Annotated in this window: 21 protein-coding genes; 2 read left to right on the top strand and 19 right to left on the bottom strand. The window is 39.0% G+C overall.

The window, feature by feature from the left end:
• The first annotated feature begins 164 nt into the window (after nt 1-164).
• Both I7804_RS09980 and I7804_RS09975 read left to right on the top strand, forming a co-directional pair.
• Nucleotides 165-590, top strand: a complete 426-nt coding sequence (locus I7804_RS09980) for a hypothetical protein (protein ID WP_027204942.1) — start codon at nt 165-167, stop codon at nt 588-590.
• Between the two features lie 13 nt (nt 591-603).
• Nucleotides 604-840, top strand: coding sequence for a zinc-ribbon domain-containing protein (locus I7804_RS09975; protein WP_022755789.1), 237 nt, complete (start codon nt 604-606; stop codon nt 838-840).
• A gap of 42 nt (nt 841-882) precedes the next feature.
• Here I7804_RS09975 and I7804_RS09970 read toward each other — a convergent pair whose 3' ends face one another.
• The 19 genes from I7804_RS09970 to I7804_RS09875 all read right to left on the bottom strand — a co-directional run bounded on the left by I7804_RS09970 (nt 883) and on the right by I7804_RS09875 (nt 14,055).
• Entirely contained in the window at nt 883-1,848 is a 966-nt protein-coding gene (locus tag I7804_RS09970; protein WP_248403229.1) for a GNAT family N-acetyltransferase, read from the bottom strand.
• Entirely contained in the window at nt 1,838-2,038 is a 201-nt protein-coding gene (locus I7804_RS09965; RefSeq protein ID WP_248403228.1) for a hypothetical protein, read from the bottom strand. The genes I7804_RS09970 and I7804_RS09965 overlap by 11 nt, the downstream gene beginning before the upstream one ends.
• A gap of 43 nt (nt 2,039-2,081) precedes the next feature.
• Nucleotides 2,082-2,594, bottom strand: coding sequence for a GNAT family N-acetyltransferase (locus I7804_RS09960; protein WP_248403226.1), 513 nt, complete (start codon nt 2,592-2,594; stop codon nt 2,082-2,084).
• A 386-nt stretch (nt 2,595-2,980) separates the two neighbouring features.
• Nucleotides 2,981-3,217 (bottom strand): GNAT family N-acetyltransferase, encoded by a 237-nt coding sequence (locus I7804_RS09950; RefSeq protein WP_248403225.1) that lies wholly within the window; start codon nt 3,215-3,217, stop codon nt 2,981-2,983.
• Complete coding sequence (locus I7804_RS09945) at nt 3,199-3,432, bottom strand: hypothetical protein (RefSeq protein WP_248403224.1); 234 nt, start codon at nt 3,430-3,432, stop codon at nt 3,199-3,201. The genes I7804_RS09950 and I7804_RS09945 overlap by 19 nt, the downstream gene beginning before the upstream one ends.
• A gap of 23 nt (nt 3,433-3,455) precedes the next feature.
• Nucleotides 3,456-4,022 carry a TetR/AcrR family transcriptional regulator gene (locus I7804_RS09940; RefSeq protein ID WP_026493806.1) on the bottom strand — a complete coding sequence of 189 codons (567 nt, stop codon included), beginning with the start codon at nt 4,020-4,022 and terminating at the stop codon, nt 3,456-3,458.
• 147 nt (nt 4,023-4,169) lie between these two features.
• Nucleotides 4,170-4,601, bottom strand: a complete 432-nt coding sequence (locus I7804_RS09935; protein ID WP_248403222.1) for a GNAT family N-acetyltransferase — start codon at nt 4,599-4,601, stop codon at nt 4,170-4,172.
• Nucleotides 4,602-4,930: 329 nt separating this feature from the next.
• Nucleotides 4,931-5,725: a class I SAM-dependent methyltransferase gene (locus I7804_RS09930; protein ID WP_248403220.1), complete on the bottom strand. Its 795-nt coding sequence runs from the start codon at nt 5,723-5,725 to the stop codon at nt 4,931-4,933.
• A gap of 85 nt (nt 5,726-5,810) precedes the next feature.
• Nucleotides 5,811-6,365, bottom strand: a complete 555-nt coding sequence (locus I7804_RS09925) for an NAD(P)H-dependent oxidoreductase (RefSeq protein WP_248403218.1) — start codon at nt 6,363-6,365, stop codon at nt 5,811-5,813.
• 245 nt (nt 6,366-6,610) lie between these two features.
• Nucleotides 6,611-7,156, bottom strand: a complete 546-nt coding sequence (locus tag I7804_RS09920; protein WP_248403216.1) for a DUF402 domain-containing protein — start codon at nt 7,154-7,156, stop codon at nt 6,611-6,613.
• 90 nt (nt 7,157-7,246) lie between these two features.
• The gene (locus I7804_RS09915; RefSeq protein ID WP_248403214.1) at nt 7,247-7,450 is read right to left on the bottom strand and encodes a hypothetical protein; all 204 of its coding nucleotides are present in this window, start codon (nt 7,448-7,450) and stop codon (nt 7,247-7,249) included.
• Nucleotides 7,451-7,554: 104 nt separating this feature from the next.
• On the bottom strand, nt 7,555-8,076 hold the full coding sequence (locus tag I7804_RS09910; RefSeq protein WP_248403212.1) for an HIT family protein: 522 nt from the start codon (nt 8,074-8,076) through the stop codon (nt 7,555-7,557).
• Between the two features lie 275 nt (nt 8,077-8,351).
• Nucleotides 8,352-9,116, bottom strand: a complete 765-nt coding sequence (locus tag I7804_RS09905) for a carbon-nitrogen hydrolase family protein (RefSeq protein WP_248403210.1) — start codon at nt 9,114-9,116, stop codon at nt 8,352-8,354.
• Between the two features lie 146 nt (nt 9,117-9,262).
• The gene (locus I7804_RS09900) at nt 9,263-10,555 is read right to left on the bottom strand and encodes a hypothetical protein (RefSeq protein ID WP_248403208.1); all 1,293 of its coding nucleotides are present in this window, start codon (nt 10,553-10,555) and stop codon (nt 9,263-9,265) included.
• 20 nt (nt 10,556-10,575) lie between these two features.
• The gene (locus I7804_RS09895) at nt 10,576-10,713 is read right to left on the bottom strand and encodes a hypothetical protein (RefSeq protein ID WP_248403207.1); all 138 of its coding nucleotides are present in this window, start codon (nt 10,711-10,713) and stop codon (nt 10,576-10,578) included.
• Between the two features lie 148 nt (nt 10,714-10,861).
• Nucleotides 10,862-11,092, bottom strand: a complete 231-nt coding sequence (locus I7804_RS09890) for a hypothetical protein (RefSeq protein ID WP_248403206.1) — start codon at nt 11,090-11,092, stop codon at nt 10,862-10,864.
• Nucleotides 11,080-11,592, bottom strand: coding sequence for an NUDIX hydrolase (locus I7804_RS09885; protein WP_248403205.1), 513 nt, complete (start codon nt 11,590-11,592; stop codon nt 11,080-11,082). Before I7804_RS09885 ends, I7804_RS09890 begins: the two co-directional genes overlap by 13 nt.
• 425 nt (nt 11,593-12,017) lie before the next feature.
• Complete coding sequence (locus I7804_RS09880) at nt 12,018-12,788, bottom strand: tyrosine-protein phosphatase (RefSeq protein WP_248403203.1); 771 nt, start codon at nt 12,786-12,788, stop codon at nt 12,018-12,020.
• A gap of 112 nt (nt 12,789-12,900) precedes the next feature.
• Nucleotides 12,901-14,055: an AAA family ATPase gene (locus I7804_RS09875; RefSeq protein ID WP_022755678.1), complete on the bottom strand. Its 1,155-nt coding sequence runs from the start codon at nt 14,053-14,055 to the stop codon at nt 12,901-12,903.
• Nucleotides 14,056-14,199: the final 144 nt, after the last annotated feature.

Raw genomic sequence — 14,199 nt, 5'->3', positions numbered from 1 at the left:
TAGCTTTTTTAACAGCTTTATTAACTATACATTCTTTGACTTTTATACACAACGGTAACTCTTTATATAGTTTAATTGCTGGGATGAATAATACATGCTATAATGCTAGTCTATGCCCAAAGGGGGGCAATAGATTAGTAATAATAAGTTTTAGGAGGAGTAACATGCCAAAGTTTGAAAAAGTATTTAACATGGACAAGGAGAAAAATGCTGCTGCCGTTTATAAAGCTCTCGAAAATGGCCGTGGCAAGGAGCTTCTAAGTTCATTCCTTACAGAAGCACAAGGGGCCGGCGCTATGCATCTTGCAAAAGCCAATGTCATGATCACTGCTAATTATGTCTGTCACTATGGAGACTTTAAAAAGTCCTTAGTAATCCTTCCGATCAAGGACATCACCAATGTCTACAGCTCCAATTGTTTTTATGGTTCTTATGACTACAGTTTTAAGGCTGTAGCTGTTGAGACTGTTATGGGTGAAACATTCTATTTTTCAAAGTGCTCAAAGCATCAGAATGTAGCTGACTACAATACAGAGCTCGACACTCTGGCAAAGCGTTGCCGCATGAATGAAGGAAGTCTTATAGCTTAAGGAGAGAATATAAATGGTTATAATATACGGTTCAAAAAAGAAACTCAAATTAGACAAAGATCTTGGCAGATGTGTATGCCCCAACTGTCACCACCAGGTAGAGCGTACGCTTGCAAGAGAAAAGACTTATGTAACTCTTTTTTATATCCCGGTACTGGGATGGACATCAAAGAAGTTCATACTCTGCCCATGCTGCGGAGATTCAGAAGTTCTTACTGGTTCCAAGTATAAAGAACTTAAAAATGCCTGATTGTATCTAAAAAACAAGAACCGGGTGCTGTAGATTTAATGATCACAGCTCGCCGGTTCTTTTTGTATAACCATTCATCGCTTCACATGGATTTATTCTTATACAGGAAAATTTATCATAATCTTTTTCGCCATCCTTCTTAAACCAAAATGAATAATGATACTTCTTTCTAAAGCCGAGCCTCTCATAGAATTCCATATCGGAAATGACGTAAGCTCTTTTTGCTCCAAGCTTTTTGGCTCTGCCCAGCGCTTCAAAGATAACAGCCTTAGCAACGCCTTTTCCTCTATATGGGGGAATAGTACATACAGGCTCAACATAAACATAGTCAGTCCCTGCCATATACCATAGCAGACAACATGCCACCATTTCTCCCTTTTCATTGACCGCAGCAACGCCTAAATCCTTGTTAAAATGCTTCCTAATTCTTGGAATGATTTCTTCTTCACGCTCGAATTCAACTTTATCATCTCCATGGTCAAATCCCTGCCAGAAGAGCCATTGAAGTTCATAAGCATTTTCCATCGGATCCGGGCAAAAGAATTTAAGCCCGTCCGGAAGTTTCGCTTCAAGCGCATCATCAAGATTTCTCTCCATTATGATCTCATCCTGATCGGCAATTTTAAATCCCAGTTCTTGAACCATCTCTATCTCAGTGGGATTTTCATCACAGATTGCCATTCCAAAACCGGAATCGTCCTTAAGCTCATTGCAGGCATATTCCAGAACGGCCTGATATAAATCTTTATACTCCGGAAGAACTCCGCAAAAGCCCTCGCCAAAATACATATCGTAAATTGCAGCGCCAACAATTTTATCATCCACAATCCAAAGGCCAATGGAGTTCTTTAAGCTCTTATCAAATTCAGGATGTTCAATCATCCATTCAAGTCTCGCCCAGTTCCAGTTAATGTGGCTATCATCTTTCTCATTTAATGCAATGAGAAAACCACATAATGCATCATACTTGTCATCTGTGTAGTTCTTGAATTTAATATCAGTTCTCATTCTTTTTTACATCCTCTTTGATCTTTCCAAGGTAAATGCAATAGACAATTGCTACAACAATTGTAACCCCAACATAAATCTGATCCACAAGTGCGTTGTCAGCCCCAAACATAGAAAAGGCATCAATTCTTCCACAAAGCCAACCAGGATTATAGATAGGACTGTGGGCGCATGTCATTATGATATACATATATTTCAATTAAGTCACCCACTATTCTCATGATTTTATGCTCTTACTTAATAATACATTCCATCTGAAGATCATATGGCTCATCTTCCACATAAGATGAAATTGGGTCAGAACTGAGACAAAAACCCATAGCGGAATAGAAGTTTATCGTTTCCTCAGAAGAACAACAGGATGCATACAAAGCATGCGCTCCTCTCTTTAGGGCTTCCTGTCTGGCAGCTTCAAGCAGGAATCTACCAATTCCACGACGGCGGTAATCCGTGGACACGTGAAAGCTTTCTATGATCAGTCGCCCTTTATTTAGCTGGGGGATCAGCATAATCTCGCCAACCACACAGTTTTCCTCAAACGCACAGTATGTCACATATTTCCCACTGAGAATATCCTCAGCTTTTTGCAGGCGGCGTGTAGCATCCCAATCCTCGGTGAAAGGGTTGTAAACCAATATCATTTTCCCATCATGCAGACGATACACATTCTTCACTTCCTGATATCGCTGAAAGTCTTTCAATGAATCGCGTGTGAAGTTATGTTTGTCAACAAGCAAAATTTCCATATAATATTATTCCTTCCATTCAGATCTCAATAAATCCTTATTCTATCTGTTTCCATCTTAATTCTCCAATTGTTAATCAAAAATCTGTCCGGGAAGCTTTAATTTCTCCTTCGGAGGGAATGTCTTGTCAAACTCCTCAACATCTGCATCTTCGACATAGTATCCCTTAGGAGTCTGATATACCCCTGTGATGCCATCAAGATATCCCGGGATCAGCTCTCTGCACAGGAAAAATGATGCATCTGCGCCCTCCGGAAGATCATACCCTAGCAGCTCTCAAATCACACTGATTTAGGTCTGTTTTTCACTGATTTAATATAATTTCATCAAAAAAGACACTCTGTCCTTTCTGATCAAACTGTACTGGCCCTTTTCTATAACTAATATCAGTGTCCTACATGTTTTGAATAAAACACAAACTCCTTATCGCGCTTTATTTCTTTATAGCCAAGCTTTAAATAAAAACTATTTGTCCTGACATTCCAAATAGGAGTATCCAGTGTATACTCTCTTACTTCCGGAAACATATTCTCCACTTCTCGCATAATAAAGAGCCCATACCCCTTTCGAAAATACTCCGGTGCAACGAATATCCTACCAACATTCAAAACATCGTTTTCCAAAAAAGGATTGCTCCGCCAACAATGAGTCTATCATCTGTCAATTTATACAAATGCCCCTGCCGTGCCATTTTCGTATGAAATTGTAATGACATATATCCGGGAGGTCCTCCCGGTGATTCCGCACCAATCAATACATCACTGTCAAATGCGCGCTTCGATATACCGTTCAATGAAAGAGCATCAGAAGTACTTGCCTTTAATAACTGTAAACTCATCTTAAGACTCCCCACTAATTCACTCATCGTCTATACTGATCCATACCTGCTATCAGTACATTCATTGATATCTCCAGGCTTTCATCAATAGAAATCGGATTGCCAAAAGAATTGTGGATCTGAAGCATAACAAACCCCTCAAGGAAAGCTCTGTAGGTTCTAAGCAGATGATTGGCCACATCTCTTTCAATTCCCATGCTATCTGTCTGCCTAAAGAAAAATGAATACAAACCTTCTGTAGCTTCAAGTAAGGACTCATCCAAATACTTGTTATACCAAAGCATTGCCTCGAATACGCCGGGATTCTCCAAAGCAAACTTATGAAATGCCCTTCCGAAATTCGCGATGTTTTCTTTTGGATCATCCGAATCAATTCCTGCCACAACCTCCTCGGAAACCTTCTTCCAACCATAAATCATAAGCTTACGATGCACATCATCTATCGTCTTTACGTGGTTATATAAAGAGGGTTTTTTGATACCTAAATAATCCGAAAGCGTTGTAACGGTCAAATATTGTAGACCCTTTTCATTTGCTAATTCAGCAGCTTTTTCTATTATTTCTTCCTTAGACAATCCTGTTCTTGGCATATTTACTCCCATCCCATTTTACTAACAATGTTAGTTATTATTATACTAACATTGTTAGTTTTGTCAACCAAAAAAAGTGGGCATAAGGATTCTTATCCCTACGCCCGCAGATCAGTTTTAATGTCCTTTATGCTTTTCTCTTTTCAATTATTCGCAATACATACATATTGTTCCAGTTGATAACTTAAATCCGTTCTTTTCGTAAAACTTAGCCGCTGGTGCATACTCGCTTGTATAAAGAACAATGCCTGCAAGTCCTTTTTCTTTACTGTAATTTTTAACCGCATTTAATAGTTGTTTACCTATTCCATGCCCTTGTCGTTCGGGAAGTACCGCCATCTCATTAATGTATATCTCTTCTTTGCTTCCGGAAATCTTACAAAGTGCGAATATACAACCTAACACTTCATCATTTTCTTCATAAACATATCCAACAAATCTTTTCTGTTCAAAAAAATCGCGAAGATATTCTGTTGCATTTTCTGCTGTCCAATCTATTCCCCAATGTTCCATGGGGAATGCTTTTGCATAAATCATGCCACATTGTTCTAAGTCAATGTTCTTCATAACTCTAATCATTTTGTTGTCCCACCATCAAGTTCTAATTTGTCTTAGCCTATCATCAAAAATTCTTTATTACCATTGCTGAATAGTTTTCATATTGCTGAAAACCAAATTTTTCATAAAATGGTATTGTTTTCCGATGTGTAATGAGCCATTGGCGTAGGGTCATGCTCCTCCGATCAAAATATTTCTATTCATCTCATTTCCTCCTTAGGTTAAGATCACTAAACTTACAGTTATAAAAATTAATAAAAAAATAGCCCTCCTCTCTGAATATAATTCAGGGACGAGAGCTAATAAGCTTCGTGATACCACCCTAATTCACTCATATCTCGCGATATGGATTATTTCGCGCCGCGAGCTACAAAAGTGCCGTATTCTTTCTGCAGGTTGATGGCGCCGTCTTCTTCATGAAGTTTCAGCATCTTAAGAATCTCATCTCTTTCCATAGTGCCGATGCCGTGAAGAGCCTTGAGACTCTGAAGGTAATCTGCAAGGTCGTCAATATTAGTTACATGGAGTGAATCCTCGTAGCGGCGCACTTCTATATCGGCAAATTCTCTGCCCAGAACTTCGCCTCCGTTCTGGAGGGTGAAGAGGTGGTTAGGATCATAGCTTTCGCCGAAAAGTCCAAACCACTCAGCAATGATGTCGTTGAAATTGTGCTCACCGTATGTAGCACTGTAGAAGATGCCGTCGTTTTTAAGGACTCTTCGTATCTCGCTGACAGCTTTATTTATGTCAGACACGTGATAGAGCATCATGTTGGCGATTACTATATCAAAAGAATTATCTTCAAAAGGTATATTCTGGACGTCGATCTGTTTGTATTCTACGTTGTCACGCTCTCCAACGTTATTTTTGGCAGTATCGAGCATGCCTTCTGAAAAGTCAGAAAGGACAAGCTTATCGCACTTTGCAATGAGGTCGTCATGTCCGGTCCACATGCTACCTGTGCCGGTGCCAAGTTCAAGAACTTTCATGCCTTCTTTTATCTCATAACCCTCTACAAGCCAGGGGCCAAAGCCCATCTTGTTGGTTGAATACATATTGTGGAAGTTTAATCTGATATCAAGGCTTTTGGATGATGCGTACTGAGCCTTTACTGCGTCGCGGTCGTTGCTGCTTCCCATTTTCATACAAATAATCTCCTTATGTCTATTCATTATCGCTCATGTCACTCAGATGACAATCATAAGTCTAATGTATGCCCCAAGGGCAAAGTCAAATATTAATTTTATCTATACACTCGCTAACTATCGCCTCAACATCCGCGCCTACTACATCGAGTCCAACAGCCTGAATCTTCTCGCAATCTTTTATTCCATAAAAATTCTGGGCGAGAGCTTTTATATAGCCATATCCAAATTCTTCCGGAACGTAAGCTCCGCCTGCTGTTGTGACATAGTAGAGCTTATCAGCTTTGCAAAGAGGCTTGGGGTAGCCTTCGTCTGTGTATTCGAAGGTTATACCAAGTACGTTGATATGCTCGATGTACTGTTTAAGTGATGCTGGGAATGATAAGTCATAATATGGTGCGGCGATTACGATCTTTTCCGCCTTTGCGAAGTTCTTGGCAAGGTCGAAATACTCGTCTGTGAAGTCGCATCTTGCAATGCAATCATCTCTATAAGCAAGGAATTTTTCATCTGTCTTAGGGAAAGAGATGTCTTCAAGTTTTACTTCTAAAACTTCGCCATCCAGCTTTTCAAGAAGTTTATCTGCAATTCTTTTAGTTCTTGAGTTTTCTTTTACGCAAGCGTTAATAAGTAGAATCATTATGCACCTCCGTCATCAAAAACATATATACATCATCGATTTTCTAATATACATTTTATGAATATTATTAAAGCCGTTAGAACCATTGATATCGCCCATACAGCACTTAATGTTCCAACTAACGTAGTCTTTCCAAATCCCTCGAAGATTGTAGAAAGAAGTGAATATATTCCTGTATTAGATGATGAATAGTTAGAAATGGTTTCATGATTAGTTAGAACCTCCCATTCACAACTTGAAAAATATCAAAGACTCTCACTTAATATCCTGCGATATTCTATGATTTTCTGCTCGAGCATCTCTTTATTCTTGTCCAAAAGTTCCAGTACGTCGCCTGCTACCTTTCTTGCAAGTTCGAGTTCTTCCTTATTGATGACGCCATCATTATAAGCTTCTTCAAGTTCGTTTTGGTCTATAGTCTGGGGCCTGCCATCTTCAGATACAACTACGTCAAGGAATAAGTCGTAGAATTTTGCATCGCCATTTTCAGCTATATCATTTCTAAGAGTAATATCAATGTAGTGCTGGAAAATCTCACCTTCGCGGAACATTGAGGTGATCACATAGTTACCGCCTTTAGGTGCAAGTTCAAGCCACTGATACCCATTATCTGCTATACAAAGCTCTCCTTTGGGACTATCCACCATCTCAGGCTCAGTTAATCCAGTAAATGTAATAAGTCCTACTCCACCTTCGAAATATTCATCCTTTTGGTACATGTATTTAAAGTCGCGTTGTGTGTCGTTATACCACTCTCTTCTGTCTAAATTCTTTTCTTTTACTTCTAACAAATCTTTCTCTCCTAAAAAAATACTAATATCTTTTTTATGACTTTTGATCAGACTATTTACCTGCTGATCATAATCATAAGAATATGTCTATTATCTTTCGTAGAATTCCAATGCAAATAGTATAGCAAGTATAGCGATGCCATCTTTGGTCTCGTTATTTTTAAGAAGTTCTTTAACTTCACTAACAGGCATCCATACTTTATCTGCAACTTTATCTGCAACTTCATCAACGTCCTTGATAGTGCCCTCACTTTCAACTCTAGCACCGAACACGTGCATCACCTGATCGGTCATTCCGTTTGATGGTGTCTGGGAACTCAGGAAGTTTGATAGCCTTATCACTCATTTTAAAATCAATGTTACATGAATCTATATCTTTATGATCAATAGTAATATTTTTAGTATTCATAATTCCCCTTATAAAATTCTGCTCTTACTTCTCTTACTGCCTCTTCAACTTCTTCCCAGTCGCTCCCAGTCGCATTTTCCATAGCATATCTTGAAATATCTCTGAGACAGCTGACTCCTCTTCCAAACTTTTCTATCATCCAATCCTTAGTCGGGAATATCCAGATGTGAAAATGCTTAGATCGCTCCTCCTGAACCAGAGTGATCTCCTGAGCAAGTCCGAGATTCTTGATAACTCTCTCTGTTTTTGAAATAACTTCACCTATCTCCATCCACTCTTCTTTATACAACATAGAAAAAGAGTTTACGTGCCTTCTTCCTGTTATTATTAAAAAGCCCGGTATCGGAACTTCAGGATCAGCTGCAAGTACAATATTACGGCTTTCATAGATTGTTCCGCCTGGTGGAGTAAGCTCTCCTTTGACTATTGCACATCCTATGCAGTCATATCTATTAGCCTCATCAGAATAAATCTGCTGCATGTTTTCTTTTTCCCTAATAACAGTTCCCATTAGTATACCTCCATAATAATTATCACTGCTGCCAGTCAGCTTTCTTGTTTATTGTTATGTTACGGTATGCCCTTAGGGCTGGGTCAAGACTTCGATGAGTTATTTCTTTGATGATACTATATCCGAACACTGAAAAAAAGAGACTTTCTGAAGAATCATTCTTAGAAAATCTCGGCAAACGGAAATAATCAAACGGTAACGTCCCCATAACTCAAATTTTTATACATTATGGGGACGCTATAAGCACAATAACTTATCTCTGTTATATTCGTATATTATGGTTCAATGCCCTTTGCATTTGAACTAACCGGAACATAAAGAATACTTTCTTCCCCGGCAGGTGTTTGGCATTTAATTCTACCGTCCTGAAAATAAGCTGCCCCACCTTTGGCTATCTCAGATCCTTCTCTGTCCAGACATACCGAATTTACAAGACATACATCATGGCCAAAGTGCACAGACTGTTCAGCGTACTCGTATTTAATGGTTTTATTCCATTCTTCATAATTGAAATCCGTGTAAACTGGCCAGAGAACGATATCTGCATTTAGTTCCTTCATCTGTTCAACATATACATCATCCCAGAGATCTCCGCATAAACCTACTGCAAAATTCTTATCCTCAAATAAGAATGTGTGAAAACCATCTCCCTCTTTGTATTGCAAATCGGCTACTGGTTCCTTCCATCCAACAGAAACCCTGCGGAAATTATCGAGGATCTCCCCGTCTTTGTCCACGGTCAACTGACTACTGAACAAACTGCCCTCTGTTTTCTCAATATAACCAAAGGACACTGCAACGGAGTATTCTTTTGCAGTTTTCCTTATCTCATCGATAATCGGATCATTCATTTTGACAGCAATGCTCTTATCACTATCATAGTTCCATGAAAGCGAATCAAAACCTTGTAAAAAGGTCTCACCGAATAAGACAAGGTCGGCTTGCATGTACCCGTGGTCGCGGATTACAGTTTTAATCTTCTCTTTGTTGTATGTAATATCGCCGTTCCTAAAACCAACGGCTGCCAAGGCGATCATCATAGCTTTTCTCCCACTTTCATAGTAAATTATTCGGGAATACTATATCGATATATCTTTGATGATACTATATCCGAACACTGAAAAAAAGAGACTTTCTGAAGAATAATCCTCAGAAAGCCTCTACTTTTCTTAATCTTTTTAAATTACTACTGCTTTGGCTTTTCCTTCTTCTCCGTTTTGCTATACATAAAGATATCAACAGCTTTACCTTTTTTGTAAGAAGAATCATTCATGTATCTTGCGGCAGCTCTGCTCTTTTGAACATTGCTCATACCGCCTTTTAAAATGGATACATAAATAAATCCAATGATGGCTGATATCACAAGATCGATAACAGCTCCTTTTATTGTTATGCCACTTTTTCCAAATAAGAGGATCAAAAGAAGTATTATGGCAAAAGAAACTGCCATGCCGATAACGAATCTAAGCCAGTAAAGACCTTTATCTACAGGAAGGCTTCCAACCATTTCTCCTGTCTGTCCGTTTATTCCGAAGGTGTAAGAGGTGCCTTCATATTTGGTGGTCATCATCCATACAGGGAGCATGGCATATTCAGCTTTGGCATCAGTCAGATTTATATTTTCTGCTTTGGCATCAACTGTATCATAACCTGATACCTGCTCGCGCATCTTATCTCTGAAGGTATTTTTTACACGCTCATTAGCTCTTGGTCTGGCATCTTTCTCGGCAATGTCATATCTGTCTGCAAGGTAGCCGCTAAAATAGGCAGCATCATACTTCACAGCTTTAGTCATGTCAAAAGGCTCTAAAGATTCCATAACGGTGGCATCCATCTTGCTTGAAGCATCAACCGGGATTTTCTCAAAGGTCATCTCTCCGCTTCTTCTGACTCTGTAGAAATCCTTCTTCTCATATGTGTATCTGGCATCTTCTCTAGTTGATTTCTTCACGCCTTCAAAAGTCACAGTACCATCTGCCTTGCAGCTGTAAAGCCAGAAGGGAACATAAAGTCCTGTGATATTTTCGATCCTGTTACCTGATGTAAATGATTTTGGCAGTAGCTTTTTGCCTTTGACAAAGTCCTTAAGCTTTCCTTTGGCACTTTCCTTATCAACAGAAAAAGGCACAACATAATCCGGCTTATAGAGTCCTGAGAAAGACTCAGGTATTATCGCCTGATTGCCGCAATATGGGCATTCTGTAGCTGCTGTGTTATCATCAGCCACCATCTCGGCGCTACATGATGGACAGCGGTAGCCTTTTACTTTACCATTTTCATCCTGTATAAGGAGCTTTTCTGTTGTAGTCCAGGTCATGCTTGATGATGCAGCGTCCTGCTCCTCAGCTTCCTGAGCTGCCTTGGCCTGCTCTATGGAAAAACTGGCATCGCAGTATTCGCAGGTCATCTCTTCAGTCTTGCCGCTAAAAGTAAGCTTTGCGCCACAACATGGACATTTAAAATTAAGTACATCTCCCATAGTCATACTCCCTTCGTTGTTCAATCTTCAAGATGGATAATGAGTCTACCCTTACCCATAGCATCCTGATGCTGACCCTTTTGCAAAAGCTCTTCAAGAACACCTGCACAGGATGTACATATCTGTCTTAACGTTCTGTTCTTATCAAGATCTGCCACTTCTTTATTCTGTCATATTTTTTCAAAAAATAAATATGTACTAATGTACATATTTTATCTTATTTTCGTATACTTTTGTTTTTGTATCATTTTGGGAAAACAGGTATATAATTTTACATAAACCGATTTGTGAAGAGAACATCTAGGATTAAATCCATGTGAACATTCTATGCATTTTGATTGTGACTATTTTGTCCGAGATATACTTATCAATGTTTTCTATACCATCTATGGTTACAAGATTGCTATAAGTCCAGTCATCCATTGCTTCGAACGATTCCGGATAATATTCTGGATTGATGAACTCCAGAAGGATCTGTAACAGACTATCATGTATCTCACTTTGGAATATGAGGTTAACTTCTATTACTTCTCCCATATTACTTTGTCGTTCCTTTCATCGGTTATGATATGTTCTATACCGTGATGCTCTGACTGAAGATAGTCTTTCATGAATATGGGAAAAGACTTATATTGGTCAAGGTCAGCTATAGGCAGCCAGTGCATCTTCTCTTCGACTCCCTGAGTTGTGCTGTGGCTGTTGAGCTCTTTGGTTCCACGCGGCTTCATAAGGAAATATAATGCAAGTTCGTGACAATCAAGACCCTTAAGGCCGCCTTGATTTTCATCAAAGAAGTTCTCATGAATAATAGCCAGGCGATCAATCTCATAATGAACGCCTGTTTCTTCAAATACTTCTCTCTTTACAGCATCCTCTGCAGTTTCGCCCATGTGTACTCCGCCGCCAATTGAGTAGTAATAATCGTCTATTGAATTACCTGCAAAAAGAACAGAGTCCCCCTCTACGATTATGGCTGCTGCCCTGTATCTGAACCATTTGTTGTCATTAGTAAATCCGCAGTTGTATTCTTTTTTCACACTTTATATCCTTTCAGTAATTACGCAGTTGTCTTACTAGGCTTCCGAGGCTTTGGTGTAAGAAGAGACGTTTTTCCTATATCGGTAAGAACGTCATATAACGACTTGAAATTCCGAATAGTTATTTTTTTAAGTTTCATTTTGCTCATTTAAATATGCTCCTTTCAGAGAAAAATACCTTATCTAAATCAAAATTAAGTATAACGCTTTTCTCAAATAATGCCATATCTAATTTTTGCATTATTCAATGTTTTAGCGCATTCACACGTTTTTAAATGTATCTAAAATGGCATTTTTACCTTTATCTAAATAGATATTTAAATATCTGTTTATCTCCAAAAAGTCATCATCTAATTTACAAGAATACTAAAAAACTTCCAGATCTGAATGTTTTAACCCAATCTGGAAGTTTATAATAATATTTTCTATCTACACATCTTAGTAACTATTTTAGCCTGAAACTCCGCATCAATCCCGATATTTTCAAATAATTCCTGAACGGTACCATGGCTTTCTTCGATAAGTTCGAAGAATCTGTACATATTGTTCTCGTTAGGTATAACGATGTTCATGTCGATTTCAGGAAAGTTTTCGTGAATCTGTTTGAATCGCTCTTCGTTATTGAGCTTTGTTCTCATATAATCGTAGACGATATCGCTTTTCCTGACTCCGCACAGCCATAATAAAAGTGCTGAAGTTACGCCTGATCTGTCTTTTCCGGCGCTGCAGTTGAACATTACATTTGTTTTGGCGTTTGCAATAGTCTTAAATACCTTTGCAAGGTTCTCAGAATGAGCGATCTTGTAGTAGCTATCCGGCACAACCTCTACGCTTTCCGGGATACCGCTTCCTTCTTCGATTGGGATATCATGATAATCAAAGCCTTCCAGATTCGCAAGGCCGTGAGGTTTGAGTTTCTTTTCTTCGCTGTTCCTCATATCGATAATGTTGGTGATGCCATTGTCTTTCAGGAACTTAATATCTTTTTCCGAAGGGTAATTGGCAACGTCACTTCTTATCACACGGCCATACTTCGTGAGTCTGCCTGTGCCATCGATCCTGTAGCCGCCAAGGTCTCTTGTGTTAAGGGTAGTCTCAAGAAGTGAGTAAGGCATATTATCCCAGGATGTGTCGTAACAAGTTATTAAGCCTTTACCTTCTTTGAGAGCAGCAAGTTCTTTTTCACTTGATGCCATTTCAACTAGTTCCTCCTTACATCTTTCTATAAAAATGGTATGACTTTTTAACACGCCGTGAGCAAGAAATCCCACCACCTATAGAGGTGGGGGATGAATTGCTCACGGCGTGTTAAACCCTTCGTTGTCTAACAACATCTATCGTTTTGGTCACGCCTCTATCTTTTTTTACAAAGTCAGAAAGGTATGGAATGCAAAACATGACTTTACCGCGCTCTGCAGCAGCAATAATACCGTGATCAATAAGATACGCCCTGTTTCTGCTAAGTTTACTTTGAGATACTCCCAAAGCTTTAGCTATTTCAGACGTTGAGCTAAGACGATCATCCCTCATGCACAAAGACATTTTTATCAGGTATTGTTTCTCATTTTCCGGAAGCTCTTCAAAAAGAGGAACAAGTGCTCTCTGTTCATATGCAAATAGCGCATTCTTCTCAGCTTCCAACAGCTCATCTTCAGTTACAGTATGCTTTTTATCCGGGTTATGATTATTGACCTGCAAGATCAGGTGATAACCAAGAAGTTGCATAATATATGGGTGTCCAAAACTGCTCTCGTTAATTCTATTCAAAAAGGTATTATCTATCTGTAGTCCTTTGATACCGGAGAACACTTTTTTAAGAGCATCTTCAGCTTCATCCCAGGTAAATAATCCGATTTCTTCATGTGATGCGCGTCTAAGATACGTACAGCCTTCATGCCTCGTAATATTTCCATATGCGTAAGGAAGGCCTGCAACCGCAAGCATGATATCATATCCTTTTCGTGAAGCCATCTGAAAGGCATTACAAAGAGATGAGACATCTTCAATTGGAACCTTTTGAATTTCATCCACTGTAACAAGTAAACCTTGTTTGGACTTAGCACATGCATCCAGAAGAATAGGCTGAAGAAGTTCTCTGCCAATACGCTTAGTTTTAGAGACAGATCCTCCGCTGATTCCACCGCCAATTCCAAGCACGCTGACACTAGCCTGAGGACTAATAGTATTGGTCACCTCATCGTACCCGCTTAATTCATGCATCAGTTGCTCAATAGTATTTTCCGGACCAAGATCTATGACTCTTCTGTTTTTCTTACTAGCTCTTATAGATAATTGCTCTAATAAAGCAGTCTTACCACAACCTCGTGTTCCAGTTATAAATATCGCTCGCTCATCGCTTCCAGAATCGACCATGGCAAGGTCAAAAAGACCAAGGATTCTGTCTCGACCAAAAAACACATCCGGTTTGCCACCAAAAATAGGTGAAAATGGATTAGAAAACATGATAATACTTCCTTTCCATAAGTGTAATTGACAATCAATTATTATCTATATTTAATTTTATGCTTTTTATACAATTATGTCAAATATGTCAATATATCTGTTTTATGAATTTTATGTACTTGCAGCCTTTTTATGCACTTTATG

The sequence above is a fragment of the Butyrivibrio fibrisolvens genome (assembly GCF_023206215.1).
GTDB classification, from domain to species: Bacteria; Bacillota; Clostridia; order Lachnospirales; family Lachnospiraceae; genus Butyrivibrio; species Butyrivibrio fibrisolvens_C.
Note: the sequence above shows the minus strand (reverse complement) of the source record. Positions and strands in the feature narration are given on the sequence as shown.

What these genes read in the sequence shown, in the direction of transcription:
- I7804_RS09875 (WP_022755678.1), bottom strand. Translation starts at nt 14,055, where the DNA reads ATGTTTTCTAATCCATTTTCACCTATTTTTGGTGGCAAACCGGATGTG.
- I7804_RS09970 (WP_248403229.1), bottom strand. Translation starts at nt 1,848, where the DNA reads ATGAGAACTGATATTAAATTCAAGAACTACACAGATGACAAGTATGAT.
- I7804_RS09940 (WP_026493806.1), bottom strand. Translation starts at nt 4,022, where the DNA reads ATGCCAAGAACAGGATTGTCTAAGGAAGAAATAATAGAAAAAGCTGCT.
- I7804_RS09930 (WP_248403220.1), bottom strand. Translation starts at nt 5,725, where the DNA reads ATGAAAATGGGAAGCAGCAACGACCGCGACGCAGTAAAGGCTCAGTAC.
- I7804_RS09975 (WP_022755789.1), top strand. Translation starts at nt 604, where the DNA reads ATGGTTATAATATACGGTTCAAAAAAGAAACTCAAATTAGACAAAGAT.
- I7804_RS09900 (WP_248403208.1), bottom strand. Translation starts at nt 10,555, where the DNA reads ATGGGAGATGTACTTAATTTTAAATGTCCATGTTGTGGCGCAAAGCTT.
- I7804_RS09965 (WP_248403228.1), bottom strand. Translation starts at nt 2,038, where the DNA reads ATGTATATCATAATGACATGCGCCCACAGTCCTATCTATAATCCTGGT.
- I7804_RS09880 (WP_248403203.1), bottom strand. Translation starts at nt 12,788, where the DNA reads ATGGCATCAAGTGAAAAAGAACTTGCTGCTCTCAAAGAAGGTAAAGGC.
- I7804_RS09905 (WP_248403210.1), bottom strand. Translation starts at nt 9,116, where the DNA reads ATGATGATCGCCTTGGCAGCCGTTGGTTTTAGGAACGGCGATATTACA.
- I7804_RS09910 (WP_248403212.1), bottom strand. Translation starts at nt 8,076, where the DNA reads ATGGGAACTGTTATTAGGGAAAAAGAAAACATGCAGCAGATTTATTCT.
- I7804_RS09915 (WP_248403214.1), bottom strand. Translation starts at nt 7,450, where the DNA reads ATGACCGATCAGGTGATGCACGTGTTCGGTGCTAGAGTTGAAAGTGAG.
- I7804_RS09980 (WP_027204942.1), top strand. Translation starts at nt 165, where the DNA reads ATGCCAAAGTTTGAAAAAGTATTTAACATGGACAAGGAGAAAAATGCT.
- I7804_RS09925 (WP_248403218.1), bottom strand. Translation starts at nt 6,365, where the DNA reads ATGATTCTACTTATTAACGCTTGCGTAAAAGAAAACTCAAGAACTAAA.
- I7804_RS09945 (WP_248403224.1), bottom strand. Translation starts at nt 3,432, where the DNA reads ATGAGTTTACAGTTATTAAAGGCAAGTACTTCTGATGCTCTTTCATTG.
- I7804_RS09890 (WP_248403206.1), bottom strand. Translation starts at nt 11,092, where the DNA reads ATGGGAGAAGTAATAGAAGTTAACCTCATATTCCAAAGTGAGATACAT.
- I7804_RS09960 (WP_248403226.1), bottom strand. Translation starts at nt 2,594, where the DNA reads ATGGAAATTTTGCTTGTTGACAAACATAACTTCACACGCGATTCATTG.
- I7804_RS09935 (WP_248403222.1), bottom strand. Translation starts at nt 4,601, where the DNA reads ATGATTAGAGTTATGAAGAACATTGACTTAGAACAATGTGGCATGATT.